Source organism: Flavobacterium sp., from assembly GCF_025352425.1.
In the GTDB taxonomy this organism is placed as follows: domain Bacteria; phylum Bacteroidota; class Bacteroidia; order Flavobacteriales; family Flavobacteriaceae; genus Flavobacterium.
Map to the genome: position 1 here is coordinate 37,122 of NZ_JANXTI010000082.1, position 18,913 is coordinate 56,034.

The 18,913-nt window shown below is 35.7% G+C and carries 20 protein-coding genes; 11 read left to right on the forward strand and 9 right to left on the reverse strand.

Annotation, left to right across the window (positions count from 1 at the left end; all coding sequences use genetic code 11):
* Positions 1-297: 297 nt before the first annotated feature.
* Positions 298-897, reverse strand: a complete 600-nt coding sequence (locus Q0Q99_RS10675) for a CPBP family intramembrane glutamic endopeptidase (protein ID WP_293895533.1) — start codon at positions 895-897, stop codon at positions 298-300.
* A gap of 150 nt (positions 898-1,047) precedes the next feature.
* Positions 1,048-1,608, reverse strand: coding sequence for a dihydrofolate reductase family protein (locus tag Q0Q99_RS10680; RefSeq protein ID WP_293895536.1), 561 nt, complete (start codon positions 1,606-1,608; stop codon positions 1,048-1,050).
* A 158-nt stretch (positions 1,609-1,766) separates the two neighbouring features.
* Between Q0Q99_RS10680 and Q0Q99_RS10685 the strand changes: the two genes are divergently transcribed.
* Both Q0Q99_RS10685 and Q0Q99_RS10690 read left to right on the forward strand, forming a co-directional pair.
* Positions 1,767-2,489 carry a tRNA threonylcarbamoyladenosine dehydratase gene (locus Q0Q99_RS10685; protein ID WP_293895588.1) on the forward strand — a complete coding sequence of 241 codons (723 nt, stop codon included), beginning with the start codon at positions 1,767-1,769 and terminating at the stop codon, positions 2,487-2,489.
* Positions 2,490-2,565: 76 nt separating this feature from the next.
* Positions 2,566-3,228, forward strand: coding sequence for an HAD family phosphatase (locus tag Q0Q99_RS10690; RefSeq protein WP_293895539.1), 663 nt, complete (start codon positions 2,566-2,568; stop codon positions 3,226-3,228).
* A gap of 32 nt (positions 3,229-3,260) precedes the next feature.
* Here the strand turns inward: Q0Q99_RS10690 and Q0Q99_RS10695 are convergent, their stop codons facing one another.
* From Q0Q99_RS10695 to Q0Q99_RS10710, 4 genes are all read right to left on the reverse strand, one after another.
* Positions 3,261-3,503, reverse strand: a complete 243-nt coding sequence (locus Q0Q99_RS10695) for a hypothetical protein (protein WP_293895542.1) — start codon at positions 3,501-3,503, stop codon at positions 3,261-3,263.
* Positions 3,504-3,580: 77 nt separating this feature from the next.
* Positions 3,581-4,867, reverse strand: coding sequence for a deoxyribodipyrimidine photo-lyase (locus Q0Q99_RS10700; RefSeq protein ID WP_293895545.1), 1,287 nt, complete (start codon positions 4,865-4,867; stop codon positions 3,581-3,583).
* 5 nt (positions 4,868-4,872) lie between these two features.
* Positions 4,873-5,571 carry an SDR family NAD(P)-dependent oxidoreductase gene (locus Q0Q99_RS10705; protein WP_293895548.1) on the reverse strand — a complete coding sequence of 233 codons (699 nt, stop codon included), beginning with the start codon at positions 5,569-5,571 and terminating at the stop codon, positions 4,873-4,875.
* A 1-nt stretch (position 5,572) separates the two neighbouring features.
* Positions 5,573-6,043, reverse strand: a complete 471-nt coding sequence (locus tag Q0Q99_RS10710; protein WP_293895551.1) for an SRPBCC family protein — start codon at positions 6,041-6,043, stop codon at positions 5,573-5,575.
* A gap of 135 nt (positions 6,044-6,178) precedes the next feature.
* Between Q0Q99_RS10710 and Q0Q99_RS10715 the strand changes: the two genes are divergently transcribed.
* Positions 6,179-7,033, forward strand: a complete 855-nt coding sequence (locus tag Q0Q99_RS10715; RefSeq protein ID WP_293895554.1) for a DUF2911 domain-containing protein — start codon at positions 6,179-6,181, stop codon at positions 7,031-7,033.
* Positions 7,034-7,091: 58 nt separating this feature from the next.
* On the opposite strand, the gene Q0Q99_RS10720 is transcribed toward Q0Q99_RS10715, so the two are convergent.
* Together Q0Q99_RS10720 and Q0Q99_RS10725 are read right to left on the reverse strand one after the other, a co-directional pair.
* Positions 7,092-8,813 (reverse strand): sodium:solute symporter, encoded by a 1,722-nt coding sequence (locus Q0Q99_RS10720; RefSeq protein ID WP_293895557.1) that lies wholly within the window; start codon positions 8,811-8,813, stop codon positions 7,092-7,094.
* Positions 8,814-8,926: 113 nt separating this feature from the next.
* Complete coding sequence (locus Q0Q99_RS10725; protein WP_293895560.1) at positions 8,927-11,419, reverse strand: PIG-L family deacetylase; 2,493 nt, start codon at positions 11,417-11,419, stop codon at positions 8,927-8,929.
* 187 nt (positions 11,420-11,606) lie between these two features.
* Here Q0Q99_RS10725 and Q0Q99_RS10730 point away from each other — a divergent pair, with 187 nt between their 5' ends.
* The 5 genes from Q0Q99_RS10730 to Q0Q99_RS10750 are packed head-to-tail and all read left to right on the forward strand — an operon-like array spanning position 11,607 to position 13,083.
* Complete coding sequence (locus Q0Q99_RS10730) at positions 11,607-11,849, forward strand: hypothetical protein (RefSeq protein WP_293895563.1); 243 nt, start codon at positions 11,607-11,609, stop codon at positions 11,847-11,849.
* Entirely contained in the window at positions 11,842-11,997 is a 156-nt protein-coding gene (locus tag Q0Q99_RS10735; RefSeq protein WP_293895566.1) for a lmo0937 family membrane protein, read from the forward strand. Before Q0Q99_RS10730 ends, Q0Q99_RS10735 begins: the two co-directional genes overlap by 8 nt.
* 39 nt (positions 11,998-12,036) lie before the next feature.
* Positions 12,037-12,363, forward strand: coding sequence for a YtxH domain-containing protein (locus Q0Q99_RS10740; RefSeq protein WP_293895569.1), 327 nt, complete (start codon positions 12,037-12,039; stop codon positions 12,361-12,363).
* Between the two features lie 27 nt (positions 12,364-12,390).
* The gene (locus Q0Q99_RS10745) at positions 12,391-12,738 is read left to right on the forward strand and encodes a phage holin family protein (RefSeq protein ID WP_293895572.1); all 348 of its coding nucleotides are present in this window, start codon (positions 12,391-12,393) and stop codon (positions 12,736-12,738) included.
* A 9-nt stretch (positions 12,739-12,747) separates the two neighbouring features.
* Entirely contained in the window at positions 12,748-13,083 is a 336-nt protein-coding gene (locus Q0Q99_RS10750) for a hypothetical protein (RefSeq protein ID WP_293895575.1), read from the forward strand.
* Positions 13,084-13,202: 119 nt separating this feature from the next.
* Here the strand turns inward: Q0Q99_RS10750 and ccsA are convergent, their stop codons facing one another.
* The gene (ccsA, locus tag Q0Q99_RS10755; RefSeq protein ID WP_293895578.1) at positions 13,203-16,406 is read right to left on the reverse strand and encodes a cytochrome c biogenesis protein CcsA; all 3,204 of its coding nucleotides are present in this window, start codon (positions 16,404-16,406) and stop codon (positions 13,203-13,205) included.
* A gap of 155 nt (positions 16,407-16,561) precedes the next feature.
* On the opposite strand from ccsA, the gene Q0Q99_RS10760 reads away from it, so the two are divergent.
* Genes Q0Q99_RS10760 through Q0Q99_RS10770 form a run of 3 tightly spaced genes read left to right on the forward strand, consistent with a single transcriptional unit; the run spans position 16,562 to position 18,781 of the window.
* Complete coding sequence (locus Q0Q99_RS10760; protein ID WP_293895581.1) at positions 16,562-17,323, forward strand: Rossmann-like and DUF2520 domain-containing protein; 762 nt, start codon at positions 16,562-16,564, stop codon at positions 17,321-17,323.
* Positions 17,307-17,834 (forward strand): HAD family hydrolase, encoded by a 528-nt coding sequence (locus Q0Q99_RS10765; protein WP_293895584.1) that lies wholly within the window; start codon positions 17,307-17,309, stop codon positions 17,832-17,834. Before Q0Q99_RS10760 ends, Q0Q99_RS10765 begins: the two co-directional genes overlap by 17 nt.
* A gap of 23 nt (positions 17,835-17,857) precedes the next feature.
* The gene (locus Q0Q99_RS10770) at positions 17,858-18,781 is read left to right on the forward strand and encodes a geranylgeranylglycerol-phosphate geranylgeranyltransferase (RefSeq protein WP_293895586.1); all 924 of its coding nucleotides are present in this window, start codon (positions 17,858-17,860) and stop codon (positions 18,779-18,781) included.
* The last annotated feature ends 132 nt before the right edge of the window (positions 18,782-18,913 follow it).

Below are 18,913 nucleotides of genomic sequence, written 5' to 3' on the forward strand. Positions count from 1 at the left end.
GTGTTAATTGGATAGTATAAATTTAGAACTATCCGAAGCAAAAGCGTTTTACAATTTTGCCAACAAATTACAGGATACCCATACAAAATTTTAATGTCTGTTAATACAGACCATATTAGCGTTGTTATAACCTTACAATTTTGTAGTCCCATTCGACACGCCTTTGCGAATTGTAGGATTGGGGAGTGTCTTGACAATGCTGTCTTTTTTGGTATAATAATAGTTTACTGAGACGGCTGAAAATGTTGTTGCTAATTATTATGTTTTAATACTTCCTACAAAATGCACTATTGAATATTAATAATGAGGACTCCGGACCATGAAGCCCAATGCAATCAAATCAATTAGGATATGGCAAGCAATAAGGGCATAAATATTCCTGTATTTCCAATAATGAATGGAGAACACAAGCCCAATGACAAAAGGACCTATCATATTGGTGAGGGTTCCAAAACCGTAATGTATGGCGCCAAACAACGCCGAGCTTATTAACATTCCTGCGACGGGGCTTTTGAAAAGTGCTTCCAAGCGGGGCTGCATGTAGCCTCTAAACACATATTCCTCTACAATGCCTGCCGTTATGGCAACTAGGGGAAGCATGGAGGAATGGTTTACCAATATCGATTTTATATTTGATAGTACCGGACTGACCCGATTAAGCCCGCTTACCGAAATAAGTAACTGTATAGGTATCATCACCAGCAATACGGCTAAATAAAGCAACACTACATGCCCTAAAAAGATGTGGATTTTGAAATTATGGTTTTTCCATAGCAGTAAACCCTGTTTTTCTATTTTGAGGGCATAACCAATGAGTAGGAGTAGCAACATCCATTGCTCTATACGCGACCCCAATAAAATCCAAACGTTTGCTTTTTTCACCCCTAAGTATTCCATCAAGAGCGAATTAAAGAATGTGCAGGTAAGGAGGTATATAAGGCAAAAGACTATTCCGCAAAGCATTAAGCGGTTTGTATTCCTATTGGTTCGAATCATTAAGTTGGTGGTGGTTATAGGGATACATGTCTAAATCAATGTCGGTGAAGTTTAATCTTTTTTGGGTTTGTAACTGAGAACAGTTTTCCCACCAGGATAGAGTTTTGAATGTATGGGTGTAAATTTCCGCATGCTGTCAACAGATTTAAAAATAGTCATACCATTACTAATAGCTGTTGGATTTACAATAAAATGATATTCGTCAATCAGTCCTTCATTTATCAGAGAGGAAACAAAATCTGCACCGCCAAAGACAATAATGTCTTTCCCGTTTTGCTTTTTTAGGTTGGCTACCTCTTCTGCAAGATTTCCTTTTGCTAAAGTGGTGTTGTTCCATGTTGATTTGTCAAGTGTTTTAGTAAATACAATTTTTGGCATAGTAACTATTTGTCTTGCAAATGGGGTGTCCGGATTCTTAACATATGCATCCTCCCAAAACTTTATAAAGCCATCCGCCGCCAATTTCCTTCCAAGCAACATCGTATCTGAAGAATCAATAAGAGAATTGAGGAAAGCCAAAAACTCCGGGTCAGGATTCCAGGTCATCCAGTCGTTTTCACCATTGGGTCCGGCAACATATCCGTTGATGGTCATTTGCATTTGTAATTTCACTTTTCTCATTTTGCTTTGCTTTCTTATTGGTGGCAGCCTCTGGTTTATGCTAACCATCAGTGCGTCCAATATATCTTACAGTAAAAATAGAGAAATAGTTTAACATAAAACATCGCGATGAATTGTTTATTTTTGCCACTTCTATAATGATATTTCAAATGGTTAAATGGCAGGAAAGGACAGAGCTCCTATTTAAAACAGAAGGTTTAAACAATTTAAAGAATTCCAACGTATTGGTTGTCGGACTTGGAGGCGTAGGTTCGTTTGCAGCTGAATTTTTGGCTCGTGCCGGAGTAGGGAACCTGACCATTGTGGATGGTGATGTTGTAGATATTACGAACATCAACCGGCAACTACCGGCGTTGCATTCTACCGTTGGTATGCCAAAAGTCCATATTGTTGGCAATAGGCTGATGGATATCAATCCGGAACTGAATCTGACTAGAGTAGAGGAATTCCTTTCTCCGGAACGCTCTTTGGAAATTGTCACTCCCGATTTTGATTATGTGTTGGACTGCATCGATAGTGTTACACCAAAGCTCAACCTTATTGCGGCCTGCAAAAGAAAACGGGTAAAAGTGATTTCGAGTATGGGAGCTGGAGGAAAGATGGATGCTTCGAAGGTGAAGGTTGCCAATATAAAGAATACCGCGCATTGCCATTTGGCGAAGACCATCAGAAAACGTTTAAAAAAAGTCCATATAGACAAACTTAAAGTAGTCTACTCTTCTGAAATACAGGATGCCAGTAGTTTAAAAATGACAGATGGCACTAATTACAAAAGATCTTTTTATGGAACCAACAGTTATATGCCGTGTCTTTTTGGATTGTATGCTGCGGAGACGGTGATTCGGTATTTGTTAAAGAAAACCGAAGGGTAAGGGAATAGAGATAAATAAAAAGAGTTATTCGTAATTCGTAATTTTTAATTCGTAATTTTTAATTCGTAATTTTTTAATGATACAAACCGTAATCTTCGATATGGATGGGGTAATTGTTGACACGGAACCTGTGCATCACTTTGCCTACAATGAGCATTTCAGGCAACTAAATATTGATGTTAGTCCGGAATTGTATGCATCGTTTACGGGCAATTCGACTAAGAATATATTCGAACGGCTGAAACTTCAGTTTAATCTGGCTGAAGAAGTTAACACCCTGATCGAAACAAAGCGCAACTTGTTTAACGATGCTTTTGACAGTAAAGAAGATTTGTATTTACTGGAGGGTGTAGAAGATTTGATTACCGATTTGCACAGCAACGGAATGCAGTTGGTTTTAGCTTCATCATCGGCAACGGTTACAATCAATAGGATTTTCAATCGTTTTGCATTGCACAAATATTTCAGTCATATTGTTTCGGGAGAAGACTTTCCAAAGTCGAAGCCGCATCCCGCTATCTTCATTAGGGCGGCAGCATTGGCGCAAACTCCGGTTGAAAACTGCATTGTTATTGAGGACAGTACGAATGGAATTAAAGCTGCAAAAGCGGCAGGCATTTATTGCATAGGGTACGATAGTTTTCATTCTAAAATGCAGGACTATTCGCTTGCCGATAGGGTCATTAGTAACTTTAGGGAGTTGAATTATAAGGAAATTGTAAACATTAAAAGCCAGTAGGAACTGGCTTTTAATTTGTTTAGTGTTTATGTTTATTTCTTGATGTTCACATCAACATCTTTACTGTTCATTTCGACCCCGTTTTTGTCTATTTTTACGGATGTCCCTTCTTTAGGCGCTTCATGTTTTACGACTATTGTGTCATTGTTAGGTGCAGGTGCCTCGGTAGTGGTAGTTTCAGTAGTTGTAGTTTCTGTTTGTTGTTCTTCTTTTTTTCCACAGGATGATACTATTAATACTGTTACCAGTCCAAGGCATAAAACGATTTTTTTCATAGTAATATAATTTTGAATGAATGGTAAAGTTACTTAAAAAACAATAATCAGGCAATATTTTTTTTGATTTTTGAAGATTACCCAACTGCAGCTTTATACACTATCAGGCAGCGTTGCCTTGCTTCGTTGTGATCTACAATAGGCTTTGGATAGACATCAGTTCCAAACTCAGGTATCCATTTTTTGATGTAGACTAAGTTTTTGTCAAACTTCTTAACTTGTTCCGCCGGGTTGAATATCCTAAAATAAGGAGCCGCGTCAACACCACTTCCTGCTGCCCATTGCCAGTTTCCAACGTTGCTTGCCTGTTCGTAATCCAATAGTTTTGTTGCAAAGTAGGTTTCTCCCCAACGCCAATCAATTAATAAATGTTTGCACAAAAAACTCGCTACTATCATCCGTACCCTATTGTGCATGTGCCCCGTGGCGTTCAGTTCGCGCATTCCTGCATCTACAAACGGATAACCTGTTTTCCCGTCGCACCATTTTTGGAACAAATCTTCATTATTATGCCATTTGATGTTGTCGTATTTTGGTCGGAAACTAGAATTGACAGTGTGCGGAAAATGCCAAAGGATTTGCATAAAGAACTCTCGCCAGATTAATTCTTTCAAGAAAGTCTCGTTTTTGCTTTCCAATGCTTTAGCCACCATTTGACGAATAGAAACAACTCCAAATCGTAAATAAATTCCAAGATAAGAAGTTTTATCCATTGCAGGAAAATTGCGAGTAACTTCGTAGTTATCGATTAAGGCATCTGAAATATCATATGGCGTTACTTGTATAGAAGAAGGTTCGAAACCAATAGTTTTTAAACTCAAAAACGGATAGGAGTGAAGTGTTATTTTATTTAGTAAATCTTCTGATTTGTAATGAATTAATTTAGTTTTCTTAAAGTTATCTTTCCATTTATTGTAGTAGGGAGTATAGACCACATAGGGAGTTCCGTCATCTTTAACAACGTCACTTTTTTCGAAAATAACCTGGTCCTTACTGGTTTTAAATTCGATGTTGTTATCCTTTAATAAATGATATAATTCCAAATCACGTTTGCGTGCGTAAGGTTCATAATCGTGATTGGTAAATACGGTCGTAATTTGGTTTTCGTTAATCAACTTGCCGAAAACCTCAAAAGGATTTCCGTGAAATACAGCTAATGATTTTCCGACAGCGTGAAGTTGGATTTGTATATTCTCTAACTGTTTATAAATAAATGTTACTCGGGCATCGTCTTTAGGTAATTGCGAAAGAATAGTTTCATCAAAAATAAATATGGGCAACACGTTTTCATCACTATTTAAAGCGTGAAAAAACCCAACATTATCATCTAACCGCAAGTCGCGTCGAAACCAGAATATATTCATAGAAATTATGTGTTTATCAATAAGGCAGACATGCCGCCATCTACATGAAAGATTTGTCCTGATATCCAGGAACTTTTTTTATCCAATAGAAAGCTTGCCATTTGGGCTATATCTTCTGTTGTTCCTACTCTTTTTAAAGGATGACGTTGTGCTGACTTTTCTTTTTTCTCCTCATTACTTAAAAATTTGTCTGCCAATGGTGTATCTGTTAATGATGGAGCAATTATATTAACCCTGATTTTTGGCGCATACTCAGCAGCTAATGCTTTGGCAAAACCTTCAATGGCACCTTTGGCTGCAGCAACGCTGGTATGAAAAGGCATTCCCATTTTAACTGCAACCGAGCTAAACAAAACTATACTTGACTGTTCTGAAGCAGTAAGTTGAGGTAAAACTCCCTGAATAACTTTTACCATTGAAAAGAAATTAAGATGCATATCACTTTCAAATGTTTCTATTTTTAGTCCTCTAAACGGACGGAGGTTAATACTTCCCGGGCAATAAACCAATCCATCAAGAATATCAGGTAACTTCGATGCATCTAAAGTATCAGTAGTGGCATCAAAAGGGATGTGTGTTACCTGTAAACCGAATAGATTTTCGCTGGTTCTGCATGCTACAAAAACGGTATATTCTTGCTGCAATTCTTTTGCCAATTCATAGCCAATGCCATAAGAACCTCCTATTAACAAAATATTTTTCATATTATACTTCTTTAAACTCGCCAAAAAGTTCGATTAGTTTATCTTTACGATAATTAAAGATTTCACTGAGCGTAGGTTTTACTAAAAAGGGATGAACGATTCTACCCAAAAAACCCATCGGAATTTTGTAATCAACAATATCCTCTATTTCAACGCCTCCGGGAATTTCTTTTATAAAATGTTTGTGATGCCAGAAAGCATAAGGTCCAAATCGCTGTTCATCAACAAAAAATTCTTTATTTACAACATGAGTAATTTCTGTAACCCATTTCATTGAGATTCCAAAGAAAGGTTTAACGATATATTGAATAATCTGCCCCGCAAACATATCTTTTTCATCTCCGGAAACGGTTTTAAAGTGCATATATTCAGGGGTAATTGTTTTTAGGTTTTTTGGGTTTGCCAAAAATATCCAAGCCTGGTCTAAGGAAATCGGTAGATTTTGTTTGGTGTGTAATGTGTAAATTTTCATCTCTTATTTTATACAAAAGTAATAATATTTGTTTATTTATTTTTATAAAACGTTAAACAAATATATTTAAGTTATTCTTAACATACACTAATTCTAGTATTTATAAATTTGATAAACTTTCTAAACAATTAACTCATGAAAAGAATTATTTTCGTTTTAGCAACTATAATTGCTAGCTATGTACTTAACGCTCAGGTAAAAACTCCCCAACCAAGTCCCCATTCTACATTAACACAAGTTGTTGGGCTGACTGATGTAACAATAGATTATTCCCGCCCAAGTGCCAAAGGAAGAATTATTTTTGGAGATTTAGTACCTTTCGGTAAACTTTGGAGGACAGGTGCCAATGCAAATACAACCGTTTCTTTTAGTGAAGATGTCGTAATTAATGGTACTACACTAAAAAAAGGTAAATATGCTTTATATACTACGCCAAAAGCTGATATGTGGGAAGTGGTTTTCTATACAGATTCAGATAATTGGGGAACACCGGACAACTGGGATGCTAATAAAGTCGCTGTTTTAGTCAATGTTGATCCTGTTGCCCTTAATAATGCAGTGGAATCATTCACTATTTCGGTTGGTAACCTAACCAATGATAGTGCGACTTTGGATATTGCCTGGGAGAAAACAATGGTTTCTGTAAAGTTTGACGTTCCTACACAAAAAACCGCAATGGCAAGTATCGAAAAAGCGTTAGCCGGGCCAACAGCCGGGGATTATTTTTCTTCAGCTCAATATTACTTTCAATCAAATGGTGATTTGAACAAGGCATTAGAATATGTCAATAAAGCGACTTCTATGACAAAATCCGGAGAAGATGTTCCGTTTTGGTACTTGCGTCAAAAATCGCTAATCCAGGCAAAATTGGGTGACAAAAATGCTGCAATTGCAACTGCAAATTTATCGTTGGCCGGAGCAACTAAAGCCAAAAATAATGACTATGTTAAGATGAATAACGATAGTATAAAAGAATGGAGTAAAAAATAGTTTATTTTTTTATCAATATAATAATAACCACGATTTCCTTATAGGATTTCGTGGTTTTTTATGCAACAACTTTTTGTTTGCTCTTTAAAACGAATTGGGCAAGCATCGATAAAATTACGGTAAGCGAAGCCCCGATAAAATTCAGCCATAGATAACCTAATTTTTCCTGCCCAGTTGGATAGATATGAATGGTGTAGTAGTAAATAAAAAATATAGTAATCTGACTGACAACCGCACTATAGAAAATGGCATTGGCTTTCACAAACTTAATATAAAAGCCAACTAAGAACACACCTAAAACTGTTCCGTAGAAAATGGAACCTACAATATTAACCAACTGAATCAGATTTTCAAACAATGTGCCTACGCAGGCAAAACCAATTGCTATCACGCCCCAAAGCAAGGTGAAAGCCTTTGTAGCATTTACAAAGTGTTTTTCTGTTTTTTCTTCAGTAATGTTTCTTTTATAGATATCGATTGCCGTGGTCGAAGCCAATGCGGTTAAACCGGAAGCAGAAGAAGACATCGCAGCAGAAAGAATTACTGCCAACAAAAGTCCGATTAAGCCTGAAGGTAAATAGTGCAAAATGAAATAGATAAATACATAATCCTTATCATTGGTTTCTGCTTTTTCATCGACTTTGCTGATGATTACCTTGGCTTCCTCATGCAAATCTTTTTCTTTTCCGGATAGTGAAGTAAGCTTGTTTCTAAGAATCGGATTGTCGTATCCCTGATTTAGGTGGTCAATATAAAGCAAATTAAATTCTTTCTTTTCCTCTGACAATTGGGCTAATTGCTTTTCGAGCGAATGATATTCACCAGCATATTTTGATTTTTCAATCGCGGCTTTGTTAACAGGATTGAAATTGAGCGGCACAGGATTGAACTGAAAGAATACAAATACCATTACGCCGGTTAATAAAATAAAGAACTGCATAGGTACTTTCAAAAACCCATTCATGATTAAACCCATTTGACTTTCCCGATTTGACTTTCCGGATAAATATCGACCAACTTGTGATTGATCAGTTCCAAAATAAGAGAGCATCAGGAAGAATCCACCGGTAATTCCGCTCCAGACAGTATACCTGTTTTCAGGATCAAATGAGAAATCTAAAATGTTCATTTTGTCATTGGCACCGGCAATATGCATTGCGTTAGAAAAAGTCATATCGTTTGGCAGCAAATGCAATATCAAAAAAAACGTGATAATCATGCCTAGCATAATGACAAACATCTGTTGTTTTTGGGTAACATTCACGGCTTTGGTTCCACCCGCATAGGTGTAGATCATAACCAAAATCCCAATGATAATATTGAGCATGGTTAAATTCCAGCCCAATATAGAGGAGAGAATAATGGATGGTGCATAAATAGTCAAACCTGTACCTAAGCCTCTTTGAATAAGAAATAAAATCGCAGTGAACGACCGGGTTTTTAAATCAAATCGCTGTTCAAGATACTCGTAGGCGGTAAATACTTTTAGCTTGTGATAGATAGGAATAAATGTCATTGAGATGACTACCATTGCAATTGGTAACCCAAAATAGAATTGCACAAATCCCATTCCGTCATGATAGGCTTGTCCCGGAGTTGAAAGAAATGTAATAGCACTGGCTTGAGTTGCCATTACAGAAAGACCAACCGTCCACCATGGCGTTTCTTTGTTACCCAGAATATAGTCTTCCACATTTTTGCTTCCTTTGGTTTTATACACACCATAAAAAACAATAAATAAAAGTGTTACCGATAAAACAATCCAGTCAAGTTGTTGCATGGCTTAAAAGAATATTTGCATTAAAACGAAAAAGATAATGATGTAAATGGCATTAACCACTAAGAGCCAGGTATACCGGTTTTTCCAAGCAGATGTTTTTCTATTTTTCATAATTATTTTCCTACTGCTATTATATTGGCTAATAATCTAAAAGCGCCGGCAACCCCTTCGGGAAGCTCCCTAAAGAAACTCAATCCGGTGTAAACATAATATCCCTTTCCATATTTTGCGATTAACAAGGCACCATTTTTAGGTGTTTCACCTTTGTCATTAGCAGATAGAATAGGAGTGAAGGCTGCGTTCCATTCGTTCGGATAATATAATCCCTGTTCTTGCTTCCAATCCTTAAAATCATCAGTTGTGATTTTATTTGGATAATTCAATACAGGATGTTTGGGATTCAGAAATCGGACTTCGGCATTTTCTTCGGTTACCCTATCGCGCGAAATCTTTAATGGAAAGGGAGATATATCCTTTGTCACCAAATCGTCTGTAGTGTTGTATTGCACAATCATGGTTTTGCCATTTCTCACAAAATCCAACAACACGTTTTGTTTAAAAGCCAATGCATTAATTACGTTATAAGCACGAATTCCAGTCATAACGACATCATAGTTTTGGAGCTTTTCTGTAGAAATTTCTTCAGGCTTAATGATGTCAACTTCATAGCCCATTTGCGCCAAGCTTTTTGGAACCTCATCTCCGGCTCCCATGATATAAGCAATCTTTTCATTCTTGGTTTTAATTTTCAACCGAATTGCTTTGGCTTCGGCAGGTTTGAGTACCATTTGTTTGTAAATATGAGGATAGTTGATATCTATTTTGTTTAAATTGAAAGTTTGCCCGTCAACGTTTACAATGCTTTTGATGCTTATTTCAGTAGTTTCTTTGGATGGAGATACGTTAAAAACAGCTAATACTTCCTTTCCTTTTTTATCAATGGTAAAAAGATTTTCTGCAGGTGATACTTCCCAACCTTCTGGCACATCCAATTTAATATTGCCATTGATACTGTCTTTACCCGCTTTAACTTTTACGGTGACGGTTTTTTCTCTGTCACTGTTAAAAATATAAACCTTTTCAGCGAATGCTGAAGTCACAACAGGAACAATATCTAGCGGTTGAAACACTTCGCCTTTAACATCGTCATTATATTTATAGGCAACGTTTCTTTCAATTGGAATATCGATACCATCAATGTTTACCCAAATGCCAACTTTTAATTGCCTAATGACATCCGGTAAACCAATATTTTCCTGGTTGTCTACACGATACATTCCCGTTGTTCCTTTTTCGTTAAGCCAATAAGCATTTGTATAATTGAATTCGTTTGGTATGTCTAATTCAATAGCTGTGGTGTAAGGAATATTTTCCCTTAAGTCTGCAATCTTTTGGGAGTCAGAAACATAAACCGGAACAGAGCCTATCCCATTCAATTTCATTTTTATTAAACTTCTGTTTATGACTTCTACTTTTACTTTTAACTTACTGTTTGGGGTAATTTCCTGTACATCAGAAACAGCTTCAAAATAAAGTCCGGCGCAACCTTCAATAATTTTTATAAGCGCTGCAGATTTTACTGTTTGCCAATGTGAATTGTCTAAGTTTTCAATTAAACCATACGCTTTTATTAATTCAGGGATACTGGCTGACGGGTTTTTAAAATCAAAGTTTTTTTCGACACCAGAAAGAATATCTCCGATTGCTTTTCCGCCTTTTATCCGATTCCAAGTGGTGTCAATACCATCAAAAATGTTTGTTTTGTCTTTGAGAGCATCACCTTTCAGGAATTCTAAATATTCATCATCTTCGCCACGGGTTCCTGTAGAACCAAAACCTTGGGACTGATGACGACTTCTGCTAAGCGCCGCAATTTCCTGATTGGATTTGCCCAATGATTGATAATAGGTGCCAATCTGCAGCTTACTTAAATTGCTTTTGTCTGCGGCTTCAAATTTTTCCTTGCTCCCATAAAACCACCAGGAAGTGTTAAAAAACAAGCGTTTAGGTTGCCATATTGTTGTGTATTGCAACTGATTTGGAAAAATATTTGCATCATTTACTTTATCAAAAGCTTCATAACTCAACATTGCAGATGACGTGTGATGGCCATGTGTCGTTCCAGGAGAACGGTGATCAAAGCGATTGATGATTACATCGGGCTGGAATTTCCGAATAACCCAAATGATGTCACTTAGCACTTGCTCTTTGTCCCAAATCTGCAATGTTTCATCTGGATTTTTGGAGAAACCAAAGTCATTTGCACGTGAAAAAAATTGTACGCCGCCATCAATTTTCCGGGCTTCTATAAGTTCTTGCGTTCGGATAACACCAAGTTGCTCACGTAATTCCGGACCGATTAAATTTTGTCCACCATCGCCGCGAGTCAATGATAAATAACCGGTTTGCGCTTTGATATCATTGGATAAATAAGCAATTAACCGCGTGTTTTCATCATCAGGATGTGCTGCAATATATAAAACTGAACCTAAGAAATTTAATTTTTGGATTTGATTGTACAGTTCTACTGCGTTAGGTTCGACAGGTTGTTGAGCCAATCCTTTTGCGCTTATTATTAGGTAGGATAAGAGTATAATGTATTTCATGTAAAGTATTTGCAGTTGCTCAAATATACTAAATCTTGTTCACAATTGTTATTAGTAATTGATGTGTAATTTATTTAAAAAATTATACATTTTTATGGGAAAAATATAACTAATTTTTAAAATCGTGTAAGGCTTTTTTAGGTAGTATTAACCAACTTTGTAATGATCTTTAAAACCATATTAAATTATGAATGATACAAATGAGTCTTTTAAAATTTCAGGAGATTGGAAGATACTCTCTAAACTACTGAGACGAAGATTTCCGGAACTGACTCCTTCAGATTTAGAATTTGAAATGAATCGGGAAAGCGATTTGCTCAAACGAATTGAAAAACGGCTTAATAAAAAACAAACCGAAGTAATTGAAATTATTAACAAAACAATACCTAACAAATTTATTAACAATCTAAAAATTAAATATCATGAGTAATCTACTTTACACTGTTGCAGTAATCTTAATCATACTGTGGGCATTAGGCTATTTTGCCTACGGAATGGGTAATATAATCCACATTCTTTTAGTCATAGCAATCATTGCTATATTATTTAGAGTTATAAAAGGAAATGATCCGATATAAAACCGTCTTATAAAGTAATAATTTAAAAATCAGAATAAAATGAAAAATTCAGGAAGTACAAAAAAAGTGGTAGGTGCCCTAGTTTTAGGAGCGGCCGCCGGAGCAGCAATAGGCGTATTATTTGCACCTAAAAAAGGTTCAGAAACCAGACAAGACATTTCAGATAATGCCAAAAAATTATCAAACGACCTTAAAAATAAAGTTCAGGGTCACGTAGACGATTTGAAAAATCAAGTGTCTAAAGCTGAAAAATTTCTTCGTGAAAACGTAACAGAAACTAAAAACACTGTCGAAGATAGATTTGCTAATGCAAAAAGCAATGTAGAACACAAAATTGGCAATGCTATTGATTCAGCGAAAGCCTAACTGATATTAACCATTATTGTCTTCTATATGCAACTAAATGAAAAGTTAGAAGCGATTACAAACAGCTTAAAAGAGTATGCTGACACTAATTATGAGCTCATTAAATTGGAGGTAATTGATCATTCTTCGGATATAATTTCTGGGTTAGTCAGTACACTCGTAGTTGGAGTTGCATTACTTATATTTCTTCTTTTTGGAAGTCTTTATGCTGCTTACTATTTATCAGACTTACTTCAAATGGATTACATTGGTTTTGCTATTGTGGGCGGATTTTATCTTCTCGTTGCACTCATTTTTCATTTCAATAAAAAGAAATTAATTGAAAGTCGAGTTTGTGACAATTTTATTAAAAGAAAGATGGCAAAAAAATCATAATACTAATCTATGGAAGCTAAAGTGATATCGTGCGAAAAGCATTTAATGGATAGAATTGCAGAATTGAAAGTCCTCAAAGCGCAACAAGAAGAAGTTATCAGTGCGCAGTTTAAGGAGTTAAAAGATTCTTTAAATATCGGAACGGTTTTGAAGGAATCTGTTGCACATATTGCACATGATAAAGAAACCCGAAAAAATCTGGTTACACTTGCAGCTACCACAGGAACAACTTTTCTTATAGAGAGGGTTATAGGAAGTAATAATAGCATCAAAAGATTTTTCGGTTCAATGCTTGCGGAAAAAGTTTCAAATACGTTCATAGGGAAACTGATTTCTAAGTTTTAGAAGAATATTTTTTAACGCTGAAATTATACGTTATATTATATCAAAAGCCTCTTATAATATAAGAGGCTTTTGATATTGATGTATTGTCTAATTGTAAAACTTGTTATACTATTTTTGGGCTAGTTTCTTTTTTTATAATACTTTCGATATTTTGGATAGGTAAGTATTCCAATAATACTTATCGTTCCGACTGAATACCAAATCCAGCTTAATGATTTTGCTTCTCCACTCGCATACGAATGCAAACCAACCAAGTGGAAATTCACACCATAATATGTAAACAAAATCGACAGAAATGCATACATTGCCATCAGGTTAAACAGCCATTTATTGCGCAGTAAAGGAACAAAGCGTGCATGAATTACAAACGCATACACCATAATGCTAATCAATGCCCAGGTCTCTTTTGGATCCCAACCCCAATATCTTCCCCAACTTTCATTAGCCCATTGCCCGCCAAGGAAGTTTCCGATGGAAAGCATTACTAATCCAACTGTCAAAGCCATTTCATTAATATATGTAATCTCCTTGATGTTCAATTCCATTTTGGCTTTGTTCTTTTCAGTAGTACAAAATATTAACAACAATGAAATAAAACCTAAAATCATTCCTAATGCAAACGGTCCATAACTAGCTACAATAACCGCTACGTGAATCATTAACCAATACGAATTCAAAACCGGTTGCAAATTGGCAATTTCAGGGTCAATCCAGTTCGCGTAAGCTGCTGTTAATATCATAGCCGATACAAATGCACAGGCAGCAACAGTTAATTTGGATGTACTTTTATAATATATTCCGAAAATTACAGCACCTGCAAATTTAATTGAAAATGCAGGTTTCATTTTCCATGCAAATGCCAATCCGAAAAACATAGTTGACCAAGCAACATAAACAATGGCTTCATAGGCATTACTCCATGGTGCATGACCCGAAATATACCAGCGGAAAAGTAAAGCTATAGTATGCAAACTGAAAAGCAAACCTATTATTACATGCAAACCATTCACTACATTTGTCACCCATTTCCTTTCCTTAAAAATACCGATTATAATAAACAAAAACATCAAAGCTGATGCTGTCAGATACCAATAAGGCAATTTTTGTAGTATGTCATATTTATTATACAATATTTCATAATCAATCTTTTTATCCGATGGACGAACGGCCTTTCCAAACTTCTTTTGGTAATTTTCAATGCCTACTAAATACGTATTCGCCATCGTATAATTGTTATCCTGCGTCGCTGTAAGCAAGGCATCAAGATAAACAGGCAAAGCATTTTTAATTGTATCCAACGCTGTTCCTGTTGGATGATTGGCTTCTAAAAACGAAATCCATTTGTTATTGGTATCTTTCGGAATTGGAAAAATTCGCAATATCTTTCCGCTTAACGCCGCGTTCAATAGATTAACTTTTTTATCGGTTTCAACAAAATCCTTTTCAAACTGATTGGGATTAGCCGCTTTATAAGATTCGTCCAAATAGGGCGATAATTTATAATTTCCCATGTCGTCAAAACACGAACGAAACGTGGCATATTTTGCATCGGGATTAATACCCAGAATTTTTCGAATACTGTCATTACCACTTTTGATATAAATCAAAGGAACTTCAAACCAAACGGCAGGAAACTGCGTCATTGAGATAAATGCCTGGTCTGAATTCATCTCGTTGTACCTGTCTTTATGGCTTACTTTCCGCAACAATTCGGATGAAAACGTGTTGATAGGTTTCATTCTTCCACCGTCATCCTGGATAATTAATCTGCCGAATTGAGCCGAATGTTTTTCTGAAACTTTGTATTTATTCAGAACCGAGTCAATCTGTTTTTGCGAAGGCGGATTGTTGGCCTGGCCACCATGATTTTGTCCAAATCCATTAAAAGAAATCAGTAGAATCAGTACTGATAATAATTTTGCCTTTTTCTTTTTCACATTTTCAAGTTTTCGTTTCAAATCAGCAAATCGTGTGTTTTTAACAAATAATATTGCCATCATACAAAAAAACAACATGAAATAACCAATGTACGTAATTGTTGTTCCCCAAAAATCATGATTGACAGAAAGCACCGTTCCTTTTTCGTCCGGATCAAACGATGCTTGGAAGAAACGATACCCTTTATAATCTAAAATGTGATTCATAAATATTCTGGCATCAAACTTTTTGGCAGAATCCAAAACGGTAACTTTACTCTCAAACGAAGAAAAACTTTTCTCCGTTCCGGGATATTTTTGTGCGATGAAATCATTGAGTTTTAAGCTAAAAGGCAGTGTGTACACTTTACTTCCATAACTTAGTGTAAACTCCAAGTCGCCCAACTTCACAACCTTTGGTTCGCCTTGCTTTCCTTTGTAGCCAACAAGCGTGACTTCCTGTTCTTTATCGCCGGTTTTCAAAAGCAGCGTAATCGCATCATCACCATTTTTTGCCCTGAAATCGCCACTTGCTTTATAGGTTTTATTTCCTTTTTTTGGTTGATCCGGAATTACAAACTGGGCACCACCAACATTATACAACGAACGATACATCAGGTTTTGAACAGAATCTTTTGTTACTTTTCCCTGCAGTTTGTCAGCCATTCGCATAAATTGTCCATCGAACGGAGAAGAAATCGTATTGGTTTGTGTATCAATATTAATAGCGCCTTTGGTTGGTTTGTTCAAAGCAAACAACACATTGTGGATATCTTGAATTTCGCCCTCTTTCAACATGTGCTCGTGCCGTGTTCCTCCGCCAGATTCTACTAATTTCAAATAAACATTACCCGTAGCTGATTCTTTAATGGTTTCTTTGGCATCAAGAACAAAATTTTTGTACTCAATTTCAAACGGAATTTTATCAAACTTATCGTCAATAGAAAAATGGTTGTTGGTAACAGGCGACATCAGTAATGATTTTTCAAAAACCCTGCGCATCATTTTTCCTTCGTAAATGCCATCAACAAAAACCGTTAAATAATTCTTGTCGGAAAAAAACTGTTTGGAAGTAGCGCCTTCTCGAATGGGCATCATGCCTTCAAAACTAATATATCGCGTAATAAAAGCACCGGAAATTATAAAGATAAACGACAAATGCAGCAACAGGGTTGCCCATTTTTCTTTTTTATAGAGTTTGTAACGCTTGATGTTTCCAATAAAATTTATCACAAAAAACAACATAATGGCTTCAAACCACCAGGCATTGTAAACCAAAATCCTTGCTGTATCCGTGTTGTATTTACTTTCGATAAATGTTCCTGCAGCCATCGCGACAGCGAATCCAAGAAACAAAACAGCCATTAAACGTGTAGAGAATAAAATCGAGTATAGTTTCTTTTCCATAAGTTGCAATAATCTTTTTTAAAAAAGTGATACAAAAATAATGTAAATAAATAGATTCTCACTTCATTTATCAGTGGTTTTATTTCTTTTTTAAGAGTTGTTGATTTCTTTTATTTAAACTAAAAAATGAAATTTATTTTCAATAATTTAGCCCCATGATTCGATTGTCAATTATTGGTTCCGGAAATGTTGCCCAACATCTGATTCAGGCATTTAGTAAAGCTACTGATATTGAATTGGTTCAGGTATTTTCAAGAAAGGCAGCATCGGTTTCCCATTTGATCCCAATAGACAAGGTAACTTCTGATTTCAGTCAATTAAAACCCGTTGATCTTACAATTATTGCTGTAAGCGACGACGCAATTGCAAACGTTTCGAAGCAACTTCCATTTGAAAATCAGTTTATTGTTCATACTTCGGGAAGTGTTTCAATAGAAGCAATAGACAGCAAAAACCGTCAGGGAGTTTTCTATCCGTTGCAAACGTTTTCCAAATCAAAAGAAGTTGATTTTAAAATAATTCCGATTTGCCTGGAAGCGCAAAACGTGAAAGACTTTGAAATACTGGAAACTGTCGCTAAATCTATTTCAAATACGGTATATGAAATCAATACAGAACAGCGAAAAGCATTACATATAGCGGCTGTTTTTGTGTCTAATTTTGTCAATCATTTGTATCAGATTGGTAACGATATTTGTATTGAAAATGAATTGCCCTTTACTATTTTAAAACCATTAATTCAGGAAACGGCCAATAAAATTTTGACACTTTCACCGGAAGAAGCGCAAACAGGTCCGGCGAAAAGAAAGGATACACAAACACTAAACGCACAGCTGAACTTTTTGACCGATGCTACTCAAAAAGAAATTTATAAAATGATAACAAAATCTATTATCGACAATGGGAAAGAGTTATAAAGAAATATTAAACAACATCACCACTTTCATTTTTGATGTAGATGGTGTCTTGACCGACAGTTCGGTTCATGTAACACAAACGGGCGAAATGCTGAGAATCATGAACATTCGCGATGGTTTTGCCATGAAAGCCGCCATTGAAAGCGGTTATCATGTTTGCATCATTTCGGGAGGAAATAATGAAGGTGTCCGCATCCGCTTGAAAAATTTGGGTATTACTGATATCCATTTGGCTGCGCCGGATAAAGTAGCCACTTTTAATGAATACATTCAACAATACAAGATAAATCCGGAACAGGTTTTATATATGGGCGATGATATTCCCGATTATCACGTCATGCAGTTAGTTGGTTTACCGGTTTGTCCACAGGATGCAAGTCCGGAAATCAAAGCAATCTGCAAATACATTTCACATAAAAAAGGCGGAAAAGGCGCCGTTCGGGAAATGATAGAACAAGTGATGAAAGTGCAAGGCAAGTGGCATATGTACTATAATGGAAAACATGATTAACCTAAAAAAGAGTACTTTATAATATGAAATACCTAAAATTAATACGTTACCAAAACCTACTGCTACTGGCTTTCATGCAGCTTCTTTTTCGCTACGGATTTTTAAAATTCCAGAATATTTTTCTTTCATTAACCGATTGGCAATACGGATTGCTGGTTTTAGCAACAGTTTTAATTGCAGCTGCCGGATATGTTATTAATGACATTTTGGATCAGGAAACAGATTTTGATAATGATAAGGAAAATGCAATTGTCGGTAAATTTATTTCTGAAAAAGGGGCGTACAATCTGTATTTTATTTTAAATATAACTGGTGTTGGTATTGGATATTATTTAGCTAATGTAATTCACAAACCTAGCTTCGCTGGTGCATTTATAATCGTTTCCGCTACTTTATACATGTATGCTACAAGCTTAAAACAAATGCTGTTGATAGGCAATATCGTTGTTGCTTTGCTCTTGTCTTTTAGTGTTATCATTATTGGACTTTTTGATTTATTACCTGCTACTTATGAAGGTAATCAGGCAGAAATGGGAGTGATGTTTTCTATATTAATTGACTATGCCATTTTTGCTTTTATCATTAATCTGATTCGGGAAATAGTGAAAGACATGGAAGATGTTGATGGCGATTACAATAATGGAATGAGCACATTGCCAATAGCAGTTGGAAATGAAAAAACGTCGAAGATAGCGGGAGCATTAGGCATAATTGCTACGTTAATTCTGCTTTGGTATATTAATAGTAATCTAATGTCATCTAAGCTTTATTTTGCAGTGATTTATGGTTTGTTTTTTGTCATAGCTCCAATGATTTTCTTTGTAGTTAAAATTTGGAATGCCAAAACAAAAGAAGAGTTTCATTTGATAAGCACTGTTTTGAAATGGATAATATTTTTTGGGATTCTTTCCATTTTGGTTATCAATTTAAATATAATGTATCATTAATGTCCGATAAAAAATAAAAAAGACTATTTTTATTTTTTATCTAATTGTTATTCAGTTATTTAATTTTTAAAATCTCTCGTTTCTCAAAACAAGGCATCAAAAAAATGACAGTTGTTTTATTTCAGACTTATC

What these genes read in the sequence shown, in the direction of transcription:
- Q0Q99_RS10675 (WP_293895533.1), bottom strand. Translation starts at nt 897, where the DNA reads ATGGAATACTTAGGGGTGAAAAAAGCAAACGTTTGGATTTTATTGGGG.
- Q0Q99_RS10685 (WP_293895588.1), top strand. Translation starts at nt 1,767, where the DNA reads ATGGTTAAATGGCAGGAAAGGACAGAGCTCCTATTTAAAACAGAAGGT.
- Q0Q99_RS10690 (WP_293895539.1), top strand. Translation starts at nt 2,566, where the DNA reads ATGATACAAACCGTAATCTTCGATATGGATGGGGTAATTGTTGACACG.
- Q0Q99_RS10695 (WP_293895542.1), bottom strand. Translation starts at nt 3,503, where the DNA reads ATGAAAAAAATCGTTTTATGCCTTGGACTGGTAACAGTATTAATAGTA.
- Q0Q99_RS10700 (WP_293895545.1), bottom strand. Translation starts at nt 4,867, where the DNA reads ATGAATATATTCTGGTTTCGACGCGACTTGCGGTTAGATGATAATGTT.
- Q0Q99_RS10705 (WP_293895548.1), bottom strand. Translation starts at nt 5,571, where the DNA reads ATGAAAAATATTTTGTTAATAGGAGGTTCTTATGGCATTGGCTATGAA.
- Q0Q99_RS10710 (WP_293895551.1), bottom strand. Translation starts at nt 6,043, where the DNA reads ATGAAAATTTACACATTACACACCAAACAAAATCTACCGATTTCCTTA.
- Q0Q99_RS10715 (WP_293895554.1), top strand. Translation starts at nt 6,179, where the DNA reads ATGAAAAGAATTATTTTCGTTTTAGCAACTATAATTGCTAGCTATGTA.
- Q0Q99_RS10720 (WP_293895557.1), bottom strand. Translation starts at nt 8,813, where the DNA reads ATGCAACAACTTGACTGGATTGTTTTATCGGTAACACTTTTATTTATT.
- Q0Q99_RS10725 (WP_293895560.1), bottom strand. Translation starts at nt 11,419, where the DNA reads ATGAAATACATTATACTCTTATCCTACCTAATAATAAGCGCAAAAGGA.
- Q0Q99_RS10730 (WP_293895563.1), top strand. Translation starts at nt 11,607, where the DNA reads ATGAATGATACAAATGAGTCTTTTAAAATTTCAGGAGATTGGAAGATA.
- Q0Q99_RS10735 (WP_293895566.1), top strand. Translation starts at nt 11,842, where the DNA reads ATGAGTAATCTACTTTACACTGTTGCAGTAATCTTAATCATACTGTGG.
- Q0Q99_RS10740 (WP_293895569.1), top strand. Translation starts at nt 12,037, where the DNA reads ATGAAAAATTCAGGAAGTACAAAAAAAGTGGTAGGTGCCCTAGTTTTA.
- Q0Q99_RS10745 (WP_293895572.1), top strand. Translation starts at nt 12,391, where the DNA reads ATGCAACTAAATGAAAAGTTAGAAGCGATTACAAACAGCTTAAAAGAG.
- Q0Q99_RS10750 (WP_293895575.1), top strand. Translation starts at nt 12,748, where the DNA reads ATGGAAGCTAAAGTGATATCGTGCGAAAAGCATTTAATGGATAGAATT.
- ccsA (WP_293895578.1), bottom strand. Translation starts at nt 16,406, where the DNA reads ATGGAAAAGAAACTATACTCGATTTTATTCTCTACACGTTTAATGGCT.
- Q0Q99_RS10760 (WP_293895581.1), top strand. Translation starts at nt 16,562, where the DNA reads ATGATTCGATTGTCAATTATTGGTTCCGGAAATGTTGCCCAACATCTG.
- Q0Q99_RS10765 (WP_293895584.1), top strand. Translation starts at nt 17,307, where the DNA reads ATGGGAAAGAGTTATAAAGAAATATTAAACAACATCACCACTTTCATT.
- Q0Q99_RS10770 (WP_293895586.1), top strand. Translation starts at nt 17,858, where the DNA reads ATGAAATACCTAAAATTAATACGTTACCAAAACCTACTGCTACTGGCT.